General features: G+C 61.7%; 14 protein-coding genes and 1 tRNA gene. All 15 read left to right on the top strand.

The genetic code is table 11. The annotated features are described in order from the left end of the window. Positions 1-207, top strand: a 207-nt coding sequence (locus EDC39_RS14940) for an EF-Tu C-terminal domain-related protein (RefSeq protein ID WP_456237444.1), incomplete at its 5' end; no start/stop codon positions are given. Positions 208-271: 64 nt separating this feature from the next. Next, entirely contained in the window at positions 272-421 is a 150-nt protein-coding gene (gene rpmG, locus EDC39_RS14935; protein ID WP_148897197.1) for a 50S ribosomal protein L33, read from the top strand. Positions 422-445: 24 nt separating this feature from the next. Further along, positions 446-522 (top strand) — tRNA-Trp (locus tag EDC39_RS14930). A 60-nt stretch (positions 523-582) separates the two neighbouring features. After that, positions 583-768 carry a preprotein translocase subunit SecE gene (secE, locus tag EDC39_RS14925; RefSeq protein ID WP_148897196.1) on the top strand — a complete coding sequence of 62 codons (186 nt, stop codon included), beginning with the start codon at positions 583-585 and terminating at the stop codon, positions 766-768. A 16-nt stretch (positions 769-784) separates the two neighbouring features. Beyond that, positions 785-1318: a transcription termination/antitermination protein NusG gene (nusG, locus tag EDC39_RS14920; RefSeq protein WP_148897195.1), complete on the top strand. Its 534-nt coding sequence runs from the start codon at positions 785-787 to the stop codon at positions 1316-1318. Positions 1319-1354: 36 nt separating this feature from the next. Further along, positions 1355-1780 carry a 50S ribosomal protein L11 gene (gene rplK, locus EDC39_RS14915; RefSeq protein ID WP_148897194.1) on the top strand — a complete coding sequence of 142 codons (426 nt, stop codon included), beginning with the start codon at positions 1355-1357 and terminating at the stop codon, positions 1778-1780. A 28-nt stretch (positions 1781-1808) separates the two neighbouring features. Further along, positions 1809-2510 (top strand): 50S ribosomal protein L1, encoded by a 702-nt coding sequence (gene rplA, locus EDC39_RS14910; RefSeq protein ID WP_148897193.1) that lies wholly within the window; start codon positions 1809-1811, stop codon positions 2508-2510. Positions 2511-2722: 212 nt separating this feature from the next. After that, a complete protein-coding gene (rplJ, locus tag EDC39_RS14905; protein WP_148897192.1) occupies positions 2723-3241 on the top strand; it encodes a 50S ribosomal protein L10 in 519 nt (172 codons plus the stop codon). A gap of 66 nt (positions 3242-3307) precedes the next feature. Then, positions 3308-3691 carry a 50S ribosomal protein L7/L12 gene (gene rplL / locus EDC39_RS14900; RefSeq protein ID WP_148897191.1) on the top strand — a complete coding sequence of 128 codons (384 nt, stop codon included), beginning with the start codon at positions 3308-3310 and terminating at the stop codon, positions 3689-3691. Positions 3692-3886: 195 nt separating this feature from the next. Continuing rightward, positions 3887-7996, top strand: a complete 4110-nt coding sequence (gene rpoB / locus EDC39_RS14895) for a DNA-directed RNA polymerase subunit beta (protein WP_148897190.1) — start codon at positions 3887-3889, stop codon at positions 7994-7996. Positions 7997-8029: 33 nt separating this feature from the next. Then, entirely contained in the window at positions 8030-12199 is a 4170-nt protein-coding gene (gene rpoC, locus EDC39_RS14890) for a DNA-directed RNA polymerase subunit beta' (RefSeq protein WP_148897189.1), read from the top strand. A 165-nt stretch (positions 12200-12364) separates the two neighbouring features. Further along, positions 12365-12736, top strand: a complete 372-nt coding sequence (rpsL, locus tag EDC39_RS14885; protein ID WP_148897188.1) for a 30S ribosomal protein S12 — start codon at positions 12365-12367, stop codon at positions 12734-12736. Positions 12737-12756: 20 nt separating this feature from the next. Then, entirely contained in the window at positions 12757-13227 is a 471-nt protein-coding gene (gene rpsG / locus EDC39_RS14880; RefSeq protein ID WP_148897187.1) for a 30S ribosomal protein S7, read from the top strand. Positions 13228-13272: 45 nt separating this feature from the next. After that, a complete protein-coding gene (fusA, locus tag EDC39_RS14875; RefSeq protein ID WP_148897186.1) occupies positions 13273-15351 on the top strand; it encodes an elongation factor G in 2079 nt (692 codons plus the stop codon). A 37-nt stretch (positions 15352-15388) separates the two neighbouring features. Further along, positions 15389-15483 (top strand): GTP-binding protein (locus EDC39_RS14870; RefSeq protein WP_222862885.1); only part of this gene is annotated, 95 nt, incomplete at its 3' end.

Here is a 15483-nt window from a genome sequence, read left to right as displayed (position 1 = left end):
TACCGTCCGCAGTTCTACTTCCGTACGACCGACGTGACCGGCGTGGTGACCCTGCCCGAGGGCGTCGAGATGGTCATGCCGGGCGACAACGTGGCTATGGAAGTGGAGCTGATCACCCCGATCGCCATGGACAAGGAGCTTCGCTTCGCCATCCGCGAAGGCGGCCGGACCGTCGGCGCCGGTGTCGTCAGCGAAATCATCGAGTAACAGGTTTTGTCAATCCTGAAGGATGGCCCCTCCCTCGCCGGGAGGGGCCAGAGGGTTTTGGATCATGCGGGATATCGTGACTCTTGCCTGCACTGAGTGCAAGCAGCGCAACTACACTACGACCAAGAACAAGAAAACGACTCCCGATCGTCTGGAGTTCAAGAAGTATTGCCGCTTCTGCCGGAAGCACACGCCGCACCGGGAGACCAAATAGGCCCGGCGGCGCTGGGTGGGATGCAGGCCAGTAGCACAATTGGCTAGTGCACCGGTCTCCAAAACCGGGGGTTGGGGGTTCGAGTCCCTCCTGGCCTGCCACACATATTTGTCCTGAAGCAAGTTGTTTTGTTTTCTCTCCAGAGAGCGGGAGACAGTCGAGTGATCGGGAAAACCACAGAGTTTCTCAGTAATGTCAAGACCGAACTGAAAAAGGTGACTTGGCCGACTCGCAAGGAAACCTACGGGTCGACCATCGTGGTCATCGTTCTGGTGCTGATCTGCGCGGTTTTTCTCTGGGTGGTCGATTCCGCCCTTTCGACCGCCATCCGGATGCTGCTCAAGTAGGAGAGGGGAGATTGCCGTGACCATGAAGTGGTATGGAGTCCACACTTACTCCGGATACGAGAACAAGGTCAAGGCCAACCTGGAAGAGCGCATCCGGGCAATGGGTGCCGAAGAATTTTTCGGCGAGATCCTGATTCCGTCGGAAACGGTCGTCGAGCTGAAGAACGGTGAGCGGAAGACCTCGTCGCGGAAATTCTTTCCGGGCTACATCCTGGTTCAGATGGAGCTGAACAGCGAAACCTGGCACATCGTCAAGGGAACGCCCAAGGTGACCGGGTTTGTCGGCGGCGCCACCAATCCGCCTCCTATCCCCGACGAGGAGGTGGCCAAGATCACCAGCCGCATGGAGGAAGGTGTCGAGCATCCCAAGCCGAAGGTGGAATTCGAGGTCGGCGAGACGGTGCGCGTCGTCGATGGCCCCTTCCTCAACTTCACCGGCGTGGTCGAGGATGTCAAGCCCGACAAGGGCAAGCTGAAGGTAATGGTCAGTATCTTTGGCCGGGTCACCCCGGTCGAGCTCGAGTTCATACAGGTGGAGAAAACCAGCTGAGGCTGGCCGAGATAGCATTCGAGAAGGAGTTTACCCATGGCCAAGAAGGTTATTGGACAGATAAAGCTGCAGATTCCCGCCGGTCAGGCGAATCCCTCGCCTCCGGTTGGCCCCGCGCTCGGTCAGCACGGTGTCAACATCATGGAATTCTGCAAGGCGTTCAATGCCAAGACGCAGGGCGATGCAGGCATGATCATTCCGGTCATCATCACCGTCTATGCCGATCGTTCCTTTTCTTTCATCACCAAGACCCCGCCGGCGGCCGTGCTGCTGCTGAAGGCGGCCAAGCTGCAGAAGGGGTCCGGTGTGCCGAACAAGGAGAAGGTGGGCAAGGTGACCCGCGAGCAGGTGCGCGAAATCGCCCAGATCAAGATGCCGGACCTGAACGCCTACGATATCGAGGCTGCCATGCGGACCGTCGAAGGAACCGCCCGCAGCATGGGTATCGAAATCGAGGGATAACAATTCTGTATAGCTGGAGATAGAAGCAATGGCGGTAGGAAAAAAACACAAGGAAGCCAAAGCCAAGGTCGATCGCTCGCGGCTGTATCAGCTCGACGAGGCCTTGCAGCTGCTGAAGGAAACGGCTCACGCCAACTTCGATGAGACCGTCGATCTGGCTGTACGGCTCGGGGTCGACCCGCGCAAGGCCGACCAGATGGTGCGTGGCGCCGTGGTGCTGCCCAACGGTCTTGGCAAGTCGGTCCGGGTCGTGGTCTTCGCCAAGGGCGAAAAGGCCCAGGAGGCGACGGCCGCGGGGGCCGATTTCGTCGGCGCCGAGGATCTGGTCGAGAAGATCAAGGGTGGCTGGTTCGATTTCGATACGGCCATCGCCACTCCCGACATGATGGGCACCGTCGGCAAGATCGGCAAGCTGCTCGGTCCGCGCGGCCTGATGCCCAACCCCAAGGTCGGGACGGTCACCTTCGATGTCGGCCGCGCCGTGCAGGAGGCCAAGTCGGGCAAGATCGAGTACCGCGTCGAGAAGGCCGGCATCGTGCACGCTCCGGTGGGCAAGGTTTCCTTTGACGCCGACAAGCTCCAGGGCAACATCCTGGCGCTGATGGATGCACTGATCAAGGCTAAGCCGAGCGCCGCCAAGGGAACCTACCTGAAGAAGGTGAGCATTTCGAGCACCATGGGGCCTGGAATCAACCTCGACATTCCGGCTCTGCAGGCCTTGGTAAAGTAAAAAAGGCCGGTCCGTTTCGTATGGACTGTTGAACATAGAAGCACGAGCAACACCCGGTCAAAGACAGCAGGGACGTCAGCGACGTTTAATGGTTTTCCCCCTGCCGAGGCCGAGGACGGTGTGACGATCGCAGATCGTCTCTCCCGCGCCTCTGACTGGGTCCCGGACCCCCCGAGGCTTCCGGTAAAACCACAAAGAAAGGAGGAGAGGCGTTGAATCGAACAAGCAAGGAACAGCTGGTCGCAGAACTGTCTGCCAAGCTGGCCAGGGTCAAGGCCGCCTTTGTCGCCGATTACCGCGGCCTGACCGTCGAAGAGGCCAACGAGCTGCGCAGCAAGCTGCGTGAAGCCGGTGTCGAGTACCAGGTCGTCAAGAACACCCTGCTGCGCCTGGCGATCAAGGACACCGAAAATGCCTGCCTGGAAGAGTTCCTGCAGGGTCCGACCGCCATCGCCATGGCCGAGGACGACCCGGTGGCTCCGGCCAAGGTGCTGAGCGAATTCGCCAAGGCCAACGACAGGTTCGAGCTCAAGGGCGGCGTTCTCGAAGGCAAGGTTCTCGGCCTGGACGGCATCAAGGTGCTGTCCGACCTGCCGAGCCGCGAAGTGCTGCTCGCCAAGCTGCTCGGCTCCATCAACGCGCCGGTCAGCAACTTCGTTGGTGTGCTGGCTGCCGTGCCGCGTTCGTTGGTCCAGGTTCTGTCCGCCATCCAGGACAAGAAGGCGGCCTGAGGCGTATCGGTTACCGAAATTTATAAACCCATTTGACTGCATAGAACGGATACGGAGGATTTCACCATGGCTGAAGTCACCAAGGAACAGGTTATTGAATTCATTGAAAACATGAGCGTTCTCGAGCTGGCCGAGCTGGTCAAGGAGCTGGAGGACAAGTTCGGCGTTTCCGCCGCCGCTCCCGTCGCCGTCGCCGCTGTTCCGGCCGCTGGTGGCGAGGCTGCCGCCGCCGAGGAGAAGGACGAGTTCGACGTCGTTCTCACCAGTGCCGGTGACAAGAAGATCAACGTCATCAAGGTTGTCCGCGCCATTACCGGCCTGGGCCTGAAAGAGGCCAAGGAGATGGTCGACGGCGCTCCGAGCACCGTCAAGGAAGCTGTTTCCAAGGACGAGGCCGAGGACATCAAGAAGCAGCTGGAAGAAGCCGGCGCCTCCGTGGAGCTCAAGTAGCCCGGCATCCATACAATCGGACAAGAGCCAAGGTCGCGTTTGCGGCCTTGGCTATTCTTTCTTTGATGCGTTCAGCCCCCGCCGGCGGTCTCCCCGGGGGGACGGGCGCTGGGTCGTCAGGCCCTAAACGGTTGAATATTCAAGGGGTTCCGCATCCGCTTGCGGCTGTGGAACGGACATTCCAAAGGAGAACCCATGGCTTATTCGATTGCGAATAACCAGTTGCTGAGGAAGCACTTCGCCGATATCAAGGACATCATTGATATCCCCAACCTCATCGACATCCAGAAAAACTCCTATAAGCGATTTCTGCAGGCCGATCTGCCCGCCTCCGCCCGGCAGAACATCGGTCTGGAAGCTGTCTTTCGCTCCGTCTTCCCCATCAGGGACTTCAGTGAGACCTGCTCTCTCGAGTATGTCTCCTATTCCCTCGGCACCCCCAAGTACGATGTCGAGGAATGCCATCAGCGGGGCATGACCTATGCTGCGCCGGTGAAGGTCAGGGTCCGGCTGGTTTCCTGGGACGTCGACAAGGAATCGGGCGTCCAGTCGATCCGTGACATCAAGGAGCAGGAGGTCTATTTCGGTGAAATCCCCCTGATGACCGAAAACGGGACCTTCATCATCAACGGAACCGAACGCGTCATCGTCAGCCAGCTGCACCGCTCGCCCGGTGTCTTCTTCGACCACGACAAGGGCAAGACCCATGCCTCGGGCAAGGTGCTCTACAGTGCCCGGGTGATCCCCTACCGCGGTTCCTGGCTCGACTTTGACTTTGATCATAAAGATATCCTCTACGTCCGTATCGACCGGCGGCGCAAGCTGCCGGCGACGGTGCTGCTCAAGGCCCTCGGATATACCACCGAGGAGCTGCTCAACTACTATTACGACTCGGAAGAGATCGTCCTGCAGGACGGCCGCTTCCGCAGGAAGGTCAACCTCGAGCTGCTCGCCGGCCAGAAGGCGACCCGTGACATCTGCGACGCCAACGGCGAGGTCATCGTCAAGGCCAACCGCAAGTTCACCCGTGCCGCCATCCGCAAGCTGGAGGAGGCCAAGATCGAGTTCATCGATGTCGAGGACGAGGAGCTGATTGGCCGCGTCGCCTCCTGCGACATCGTCGACACTGCCTCCGGCGAGATTCTGGTCGAGTGCAATGAGGAGCTGACCGAGATCAAGCTCGAAGAGCTGCGCAAGCGCGGCATCGACAGCTTCAAGGTGCTGTTCATCGACAACCACCTGGTCGGCCCCTATCTGCGTGACACCCTGCTGCTCGACAAGGTGGCCAACACCGATGAGGCGATCATCGAGATCTACCGCCGGCTGCGTCCCGGCGATCCGCCGACCCTGCGCAGCGCCACGGCGCTGTTCGAGGGCCTCTTCTTCAACGAAGAGCGCTACGACCTGTCGGCCGTCGGCCGGCTGAAGCTCAACTACAAGCTTAAGCTCGATACGCCGCTGGAGCACCGGACCCTGACCAAGGAGGACATCCTCGAGGTGGTCCGCTACCTGATCGAGCTGCGCAACGGTCGGGGCTCGATCGACGACATCGACCATCTGGGCAACCGCCGCGTGCGTGCCGTCGGTGAACTGCTCGAGAATCAGTACCGGGTCGGCCTGGTTCGCATGGAGCGGGCGATCAAGGAGCGGATGAGCCTGCAGGAAGTCGACAGCATGATGCCGCACGACCTGGTCAACTCGAAGCCGGTTTCCGCCGTGGTGAAGGAGTTCTTTGGCTCCAGCCAGCTGTCGCAGTTCATGGACCAGACCAACCCGCTGTCGGAAATCACCCACAAGCGTCGTCTGTCGGCCCTCGGCCCCGGCGGCCTGACCCGCGAGCGCGCCGGCTTCGAGGTGCGCGACGTGCATCCGACCCACTACGGTCGCGTCTGCCCGATCGAGACCCCGGAAGGTCCGAACATCGGTCTGATCGCCTCGCTGTCGACCTATGCCCGCATTAACGAGCATGGCTTCGTTGAAACGCCCTACCGGATCGTCAAGGAGGGCAAGGTCACCAGCGAGATCAAGTATTTCTCCGCCCTCGAGGAAGAGGGGCACGCCATCGCCCAGGCCAATGCGCCGCTGGACGAGAATGGCCGTTTCGTCAACGAGCTGGTCAACGCCCGCAAGAGCGGCGAGTTCATGCTGATGAGCCGCGACGAGATCGAGCTGATGGACGTTTCGCCCAAGCAGCTGGTTTCGGTAGCAGCCTCGCTGATTCCCTTCCTCGAGAACGACGACGCCAACCGTGCGCTGATGGGTTCCAACATGCAGCGGCAGGCGGTGCCCCTGCTGCGAGCCGATGCGCCGCTGGTAGGCACCGGCATGGAGCGGGTGGTCGCACACGATTCCGGCTCGGCGGTCGTCGCCCGGCACAGTGGCGTGGTCGAGAGCGTCGACGCCAGCCGCATCGTCATCAAGCTCGACGAGGGCGAGATGGACGAGACCGGCACCGGCGTCGATATCTACAATCTGATCAAGTTCGTCCGTTCGAACCAGAACACCTGCCTGAACCAGAAGCCGATCGTCAAGGTCGGCGACCGGGTCAAGCGCGGCGAGATCATCGCTGATGGTCCGTCCACCCAGTTGGGCGAACTGGCTCTGGGCCAGAACGTGCTGGTGGCCTTCATGCCCTGGGGCGGCTACAACTTCGAGGACTCGATCCTGATCAGTGAGAAGCTGGTCAAGGATGACCGCTACACCTCGATTCACATCGAGGAATTCGAATGTGTCGCCCGCGACACCAAGCTGGGCAAGGAAGAGATCACCGACGACATCCCCAACCTCGGCGAAGACGCCCTGGCCGACCTTGACGAGTCGGGCATCATCCGCATCGGCGCCGAGGTCAAGCCGGGAGACATCCTGGTCGGCAAGATCACCCCGAAGGGCGAAACCCAGCTCTCTCCCGAAGAAAAGCTGCTGCGCGCCATCTTCGGCGAGAAGGCCGGCGACGTGCGCGACACCTCTCTGCGGGTTCCGCCCGGCGTCGAGGGCGTGGTCATCGGCGCCCGTGTCTTCTCCCGCAAGGGGGCCGACAAGGACGCTCGGACCGAGCTGATCGAAAACGCCGAGATCGAGCGGCTTCTCAAGGACCAGGATGACGAGATCCGCATCATCCGCGAGTCGACGCGCAGCAAGCTGGCCGACCTGATCGTCGGCAAGACGGCGGCGGTGACGGTCAACGATCCGGCCGGCAAGGTAGTCATCGCCAAGGGCAAGAAGATCACCGCCGAGGCGCTCGACAAGGTGCCCTTCAGCCAGTGGAAGGAGATCTCCCTGGTCAAGGCCGAACAGACCGAGGAGAAGGTGGCCACCATCTTTGCCCGCCTGGCCGAACGCGAAGAGGTGATCCGCAGCGTCTTCGCCGACAAGATTGACAAGCTCAAGCGCGGCGACGACCTGCCGCCCGGCGTCATCAAGATGGTCAAGGTCTACATCGCCATCAAGCGCAAGCTGTCGGTCGGCGACAAGATGGCCGGCCGCCACGGCAACAAGGGTGTTCTTTCCCGTATCCTGCCGGAAGAGGACATGCCCTACATGGAGGACGGTACCCCGGTGGAGATCGTGCTCAACCCGCTCGGCGTCCCCTCGCGCATGAACGTCGGCCAGATTCTCGAGACTCATCTTGGCCTGGCGGCCCGCGGTCTCGGCCAGCAGATCCAGAAGGTGCTCGACAGCCAGTTCAGCACCGAGGCGCTGAAGGAGCAGATCAAGGCCTGCTACGAGGACAAGGACCTGGACAAGTTCATCGACGGTCTCTCCGACGAGGAGACCCTGGCCCTGGCCCGGCGGCTGTCCAGGGGGGTCCCCATGGCCTCGCCGGTCTTCGAGGGGGTCAGCGAAGAGCAGATGAAGGAGCAGATGGAGAAGGCCGGGGTATCGACGTCCGGCCAGATGACCCTCTACGATGGCCGCACCGGCGAGCCGTTCAAGGAGAAGGTCACCGTCGGCATCATGTACATGCTCAAGCTGCACCACCTGGTCGACGACAAGATCCACGCCCGGTCTATCGGCCCCTACAGCCTGGTCACCCAGCAGCCGCTGGGTGGCAAGGCGCAGTTCGGCGGCCAGCGGCTCGGGGAGATGGAGGTCTGGGCGATGGAGGCCTACGGCGCCGCCCACGCGCTGCAGGAGTTTCTGACCGTCAAGTCGGACGATGTGGCCGGCCGTACCCGCATGTACGAGGCCATCGTCAAGGGCAAGCATACCCTCGAGGCCGGCCTGCCCGAGTCGTTCAACGTTCTGGTCAAGGAACTTCAGGCGCTCTGCCTCGACGTGGAGCTGCTGGAAGAAGACGACGAATAAACAGTCCCTGCCATCCTACAAGGAGGATGAGTTTTGGAAGATATTCTCAGCCTGTTTGAACGGCCCAAGGATCCCCTGAATTTCAACGCCATCCGGCTGTCGATCTCGTCGCCGGAGGCCATTCGCGAGCGGTCCTTCGGCGAGGTGAAGAAGCCGGAAACCATCAACTACCGGACGTTCAAGCCGGAGCGGGACGGCCTCTTCTGCGCCAAGATCTTCGGTCCGACCAAGGACTACGAGTGCAACTGCGGCAAGTACAAGCGCATGAAGCACCGCGGCATCGTCTGTGAGAAGTGCGGGGTCGAGGTCATTCCCAGCAAGGTGCGTCGCGAGCGGCTCGGTCATATCGACCTGGCCTGCCCGGTAGCGCACATCTGGTTTCTCAAGTCGCTGCCGAGCCGCATCGCCACCCTGCTCGATTTGACCCTGAAGGAGGTCGAACGCGTCCTCTACTTCGAGTCCTACATCGTCCTCGACGCCGGCGACACGCCCCTGACCAGGGGGCAGCTGCTGAGCGAGGAGAAGTATCGCGAGACGATGGACGAGTTCGCCGGCCAGTTTTCCGCCGGCATGGGGGCCGAGGCCATTCGCGAGCTGCTGGCCGGCATCGACCTCGAAGAGCTGGCCGCCGAGCTGCGGGTGGAGATGAAGGAAGCGACCAGCGAGGCCAAGCGCAAGAAGGTCGCCAAGCGGCTGAAGGTGGTCGACGCCTTCCGCGAGAGCGGCAACCGCCCCGAATGGATGATTCTCGAAACCATTCCGGTGTTGCCGCCGGAGCTGCGCCCGCTGGTGCCCCTCGATGGCGGACGTTTCGCCACCTCGGACCTGAATGACCTCTACCGGCGGGTGATCAACCGCAACAACCGGCTGAAGCGGCTGATGGAGCTGCGGGCGCCGGAGGTCATCATCCGCAACGAAAAGCGCATGCTGCAGGAGGCGGTCGATGCCCTGTTCGACAACGGACGGCGCGGCCGGGCCATTACCGGCCCCAACAAGCGCCCGCTGAAATCCCTCTCCGACATGCTCAAGGGGAAGGGCGGCCGTTTCCGCCAGAATCTGCTCGGCAAGCGCGTCGACTACTCGGGCCGTTCAGTCATCGTCGTCGGTCCGGAGCTGAAACTGCACCAGTGCGGCCTGCCGAAGAAGATGGCCCTCGAGCTGTTCAAGCCGTTCATCTACAGCCGGCTTGAGGAGAAGGGGCTGTGCACCACCATCAAGAGCGCCAAGAAGATGGTGGAAAAGGAAAAGCCCGAGGTCTGGGACGTGCTCGAGGAGGTGATCAAGGAACACCCGGTCATGCTCAACCGCGCGCCGACCCTGCATCGCCTCGGTATCCAGGCCTTCGAGCCGGTGCTGATCGAGGGCAAGGCGATCCAGCTGCACCCGCTGGTCTGTACCGCCTTCAACGCCGACTTCGACGGCGACCAGATGGCGGTTCACCTGCCGCTTTCCATCGAGAGCCAGATCGAGGCGCGCGTACTGATGATGTCGACCAACAACATCCTCTCGCCCGCCCACGGCAAGCCGATCATCGTCCCTTCGCAGGACATGATTCTCGGCCTGTACTACATGACCCGCGAGCGCGCCTTCGTCAAGGGCAGCGGCAAGCTCTTCTCCGGCCCGGAGGAGGTGCTCATGGCCTATGACGCCGGCGAGGTCGACCTGCAGGCCGCGATCAAGGTGCGCCTGGTTCCGGCCCCCGGCGAGCAGCCCCAGCTGGTCGAGACCACGGTCGGTCGGGTTCTGCTCAAGGAGATCGTTCCCGACGCCATCCCCTTCAGCTACATCAACCAGGTGATGGGCAAGAAGAACGTCGCCGAGCTGATCGACGCCTCCTTCCGGCTGGCCGGCAACAAGGAGACGGTCATTCTCGCCGACAAGCTCAAGGAAACCGGTTACCGCTTCTCGACCCTGGCCGGCATCTCCATCTGTATCGACGACATGGTGATTCCGGAGAACAAGCAGGAGTACATCGACAAGGCGGTGGCCGAGGTGACCGAGATCCAGCGGCAGTACACCGAGGGTCTGATCACCGACGGCGAACGCTACAACAAGGTCATCGACATCTGGGCCAAGTGTACCGAGGACATCGCCGAGACCATGCTGGCCAACCTCTCGGTCGACGAGCTGGTCGATCCGGAAACCGGCGAGAAGAAGAAGGTGCCGTCGCTCAACGCCATCCACATGATGGCCGACTCCGGCGCCCGCGGCAGTGCCCAGCAGATCCGCCAGCTGGCCGGCATGCGCGGCCTGATGGCCAAGCCGGACGGCTCGATCATCGAGACGCCGATCACCGCCAACTTCCGCGAGGGACTGACCGTTCTCCAGTACTTCATCTCCACTCACGGCGCCCGCAAGGGTCTGGCCGACACGGCGCTGAAGACCGCCAACTCCGGTTATCTGACCCGGCGTCTGGTCGACGTCGCCCAGGACGCCATCATTGTCGAGGAGGACTGCGGTACCCTGAACGGGATCGAGGTCTCCTCCCTGACCGAGGGCGGCGAGGTCATCGAACGCCTCGGCGACCGCATCCTCGGTCGCTGCGCCCTTGACGACGTACTCGATCCGGTGACCGGCGAGGTGCTGGTCGAGGCCGACCAGGAGATCACCGAGGAGCTGGTGGAGAAGATCGAGAACGCCGGCATCGAAAAGCTGAAGATCCGCTCGGTGCTGACCTGCCAGAGCAAGCGCGGAATCTGCGCCACCTGCTACGGCCGCGATCTGGCCCGGGGACACAAGGTCAACCTCGGCGAGGCGGTCGGCGTCATCGCCGCCCAGTCGATCGGCGAGCCGGGAACCCAGCTGACCATGCGGACCTTCCACATCGGTGGTACCGCCGCCAAGAAGGCGGAGCAGACCTCTCTCGAGGCCCGCTTCGCCGGTACCCTCAAGTACATCAACCTCAACACGGTCGTGAACCGTGAGGGGCGCCACGTAGTCATGAACCGCAACGGCGAGGTGGCGGTCGTCGACGAGACGGGCCGCGAGCGCGAGCGCTACAGTGTTGTCTACGGTGCCCACCTGCTGGTGCCGCCCGATGGCGAGGTGCAGCCCGGTACCATGCTTGCCGAGTGGGACCCGTACACCATGCCGATCCTGACCGAGATTTCGGGCCGCGTCCGCTATGGCGACATTCTCGAGGGCGTCACCATGGAGGAACAGCTCGACGAGGTGACCGGTCTGACCCGGAAGGTCATCATCGACAGCAAGGGCGCCGACAAGCGGCCGCGCATCACCCTCAAGGACGAAGAGGGCAAGACGGCCAAGCTGCCGAACGGCCAGCCGGCGCGCTACATGCTGCCGGTCGGTGCCAACATTGTCGCTCCTGAGGACAGCGAGGTCAGAGCCGGCGACATCCTGGCCAAGATCCCGCGCGAAACCACCAAGACCAAGGACATCACCGGTGGTCTGCCGCGCGTCGCCGAGCTGTTCGAGGCCCGCAAGCCCAAGGAGTACGCTGTCATCTCCGAAATCGACGGCGTGGTCTCCTTCGGCAAGGACTCCAAGGGCAAGCGCAAGGTTATCGTCACCCCCGAGCACGGGGAAAGCAAGGAGTACCTGATTCCCAAGGGCAAGCACATCTCGGTGCACGAAGGCGACTATGTCCGGGCCGGCGAGCCGCTGATGGACGGCTCGACCAACCCGCACGACATTCTGCGCGTACTCGGCGAACAGGAGCTGGCCAAGTACCTGGTCGACGAGGTGCAGGAGGTCTACCGCCTGCAGGGGGTCAAGATCAACGACAAGCACATCGAGGTCATCGTCCGGCAGATGCTGCGCCGGGTCCGGATCAAGGAAGTCGGTGACACCAGCTTCCTGGTCGACGACCAGATCGAGCGCTGGCGTTTCGAAGAGGAGAATCAGCGGGTGTTGGCCAAGGGCGGTCAGCCGGCGGTCGGTGAGCCGCTGATGCTCGGCATCACCAAGGCGTCACTGTCGACCGAGTCCTTCATCTCCGCCGCCTCCTTCCAGGAAACGACCAAGGTTCTGACCCAGGCGGCCATCGAAGGCAAGATCGACTACCTGCGCGGCCTGAAGGAGAACGTCATCATGGGCCGTCTGATTCCGGCCGGCACCGGCATCGCCAAGTATCGCAGCGCCAAGCTGCTGATCGAGGAGCCGGAAGAGGTGATGGAAGAGCCCGAGCCGGTGGACGAGGATGAGCAGCCAGCGGCCGGCTCCGAGGCCCCGGTGACCGAGTAGTTCTGACGCCTGGTCGCAGGTCATCGGGCCGGCCGGACAAAATGTGCGGCCGGCCCCGAAAAAAATCTTGACAAGGAGGGACCCGGTTGATACATTCGCCGGGTTTTCCTCTCTGGAAAAGTGTGTGTTTTCAAGCAAGGATACGAAACGTTCGGGAGTCTTTGAATGCCTACGATTAATCAGCTGATCCGCAAGGGACGGAAGCAGAAAGTCAAGAAGTCGACTGCTCCTGCTCTGCAGTGCAACCCGCAAAAGCGAGGCGTCTGCACGCGTGTCTACACCACGACCCCCAAGAAGCCGAATTCGGCTCTGCGCAAGGTTGCCCGCGTGCGTCTGACCAATGGCATCGTCGTGACCTCCTATATTCCCGGGGTTGGCCACAATCTGCAGGAGCACTCCGTGGTTCTGATCCGTGGCGGGCGTGTCAAGGACTTGCCTGGTGTTCGTTATCACATCGTGCGTGGCGCCCTCGACCTCGCCGGCGTTCAGGACCGGCGCCAGGGTCGTTCCAAGTATGGTGCCAAGAGACCGAAATAAGACAGGTTTGAGAGGACGTTATGCCGAGAAGAAGAGAGGTTCCCAAGCGCGTCATTCTGCCCGATCCCAAGTACAACGACCGGCTGCTCGCCAAGTTCGTCAACTGCATCATGTTGGACGGCAAGAAGAGTGTGGCCGAAGGGATTGTCTACGGCGCCTTTGACCTTGTTGCTGAGCGGACCGGCGAAGATCCCCTCGAGGTCTTCAAGAAGGCGATGGAAAATGTACGGCCGATGCTGGAGGTCAAGTCCCGCCGGGTCGGCGGTTCGACTTATCAGGTTCCGGTCGAGGTTCGGGCCGACCGCCGTAATGCCCTGGCGATCCGCTGGATCATCAATTACGCCCGGCAGCGCGGCGAGAAGACCATGAAGGAGCGTCTCGCCGGTGAGTTGCTCGACGCTGCCGCCAATCGCGGCAGCTCGGTCAAGAAGCGGGAAGACACGCACAAGATGGCCGAGGCCAACAAGGCCTTTGCTCATTATCGCTGGTAATCATTCTAGTTTGTGCCGGGTGCGCGGCCCGGTGGAGGTTGAGAAGTGGCACGCAAGGTAGCACTTGAAAAGACCCGCAATATCGGGATTATGGCTCATATCGACGCCGGCAAGACGACGACGACCGAGCGTATTCTTTACTATACGGGGGTCTCGCACAAGATCGGTGAGGTCCATGATGGCGCCGCCACCATGGACTGGATGGAGCAGGAGCAGGAGCGCGGCATCACCATCACCTCGGCTGCGACCACCTGTTTCTGGCGCGAGCATCGCATCAACATCATCGACACCCCGGGGCACGTTGACTTCACCATCGAGGTCGAGCGTTCGCTGAAGGTGCTCGATGGTGCGATTGCCGTCTTCTGTTCGGTCGGTGGTGTTGAGCCTCAGTCGGAAACTGTTTGGCGTCAGGCCGACAAGTACGGCGTTCCCCGGATTGCCTTCATTAACAAGATGGACCGTGTCGGGGCCGATTTCCAGCGCGGCGTCGACATGATGCGCGAGCGTCTTGGTGCCAACCCGGTGCCGATTCAGCTGCCGATCGGCAAGGAGGACAGCTTTCGCGGCATCATCGATCTGGTGCAGATGAAGGCTATCGTCTGGGATGACGAATCGCTGGGTGCCAAGTATGACGTCATCGAGATTCCCGGCGAGTTGCGCGACGAGGCCGAGGCGGCCCGCGAGGTGATGCTGGAGGAGATCTGCTCCCAGGACGAGGAGCTGATGGACAAGTATCTCGGCGGTGAGGAGCTGACCATCGACGAGATCAAGGCTGGCATCCGCAAGGCGACCACCGACCTGCACATCAATCCGGTGCTCTGCGGTTCCGCCTTCAAGAACAAGGGCGTGCAGACGCTGCTCGACGCCGTCGTCGACTACATGCCGTCGCCGCTCGACGTCCCCGCCATCCGTGGCAGCCATCCCGACAGCGGCGAGGAACTGACCCGGCCGGCCGACGACGACGGTCCTTTTGCCGCCCTGGCCTTCAAGATCATGACCGACCCCTTTGTCGGTCAGCTCACCTTCTTCCGTGTCTATTCCGGTGTTGCCGAGTCCGGTGTCTCGGTGCTCAATACCACCAAGGGCAAGAAGGAACGTTTTGGCCGTCTGCTCAAGATGCACGCCAACAAACGTGAGGAAATCAAGCAGGTTTACTCCGGCGATATCGCCGCCGCCGTCGGTCTGAAGTTCACCACTACCGGCGACACGCTTTGCGACGAGAAGAATCCGTGCCTGCTCGAGGCCATGGAGTTCCCCGAGCCGGTCATTCACATCGCCGTCGAGCCGAAGACCAAGGCCGATCAGGAAAAACTCGGGACCGCACTGCAGAAGCTGCTGCAGGAGGACCCTTCGCTGCGCTGCCACACCGATGAGGAGACCGGTCAGACCATCCTCTCCGGCATGGGCGAGTTGCATCTCGAAATCATCATTGACCGCCTCAAGCGCGAGTTCAAGGTCGAGGCCAACGTCGGCGCGCCCCAGGTCGCCTACCGCGAGACCATCACCAAGAAGGTCGAGGTTCAGGGCAAGTTCGTTCGCCAGTCTGGTGGTCGCGGTCAGTATGGTGATTGTCACCTGCGCCTCGAGCCTCTCGAGCCGGGCAGCGGCTTTGAGTTTGTTGACGAGATCAAAGGCGGCGTGATTCCGCGAGAATACATTCCCGCCGTGCAGAAAGGCTGCGAAGAGGCCTGTGAAAATGGCCCGCTGGCCGGTTTTCCGGTGGTCGACGTGCGCGTCACCTGCTTCGACGGTTCCTATCACGAGGTCGACTCATCGGAGATGGCTTTCAAGATTGCCGGCTCGATGGGCTTCAAGGAGGGCGCCCAGAAGGCTTCGCCCGTCCTGCTCGAGCCGGTGATGGCGGTCGAGGTGGTCGTGCCCGAGGAATACATGGGCGACGTCATGGGCGACCTCAACAGCCGGCGCGGCCGCGTCATGGGTATGGAGGCGCGGGGCGGTGCCCAGGTCATCAATGCCCATGTGCCGCTGGCCAACATGTTCGGTTATGCCACTGATCTGCGCAGCATGACTCAGGGGCGGGCCAACTACACTATGGTCTTCGATCACTACGAGCAGGTGCCCGCTTCCATCGCCGAAGAGATTATCGCCAAGACCAAATCGTAACTGACTTAAAGGATAGAGGATCAGGGAGGACCACCCCATGTCCAAGGAAAAATTCGAGAGAACAAAGCCCCATGTCAACATTGGCACCATCGGCCACGTTGACCACGGGAAGACGACTCTGACCGCTGCCAT

This window comes from Geothermobacter ehrlichii (assembly GCF_008124615.1).
In the GTDB taxonomy this organism is placed as follows: Bacteria; Desulfobacterota; Desulfuromonadia; order Desulfuromonadales; family Geothermobacteraceae; genus Geothermobacter; species Geothermobacter ehrlichii.
Note: the sequence above shows the minus strand (reverse complement) of the source record. Positions and strands in the feature narration are given on the sequence as shown.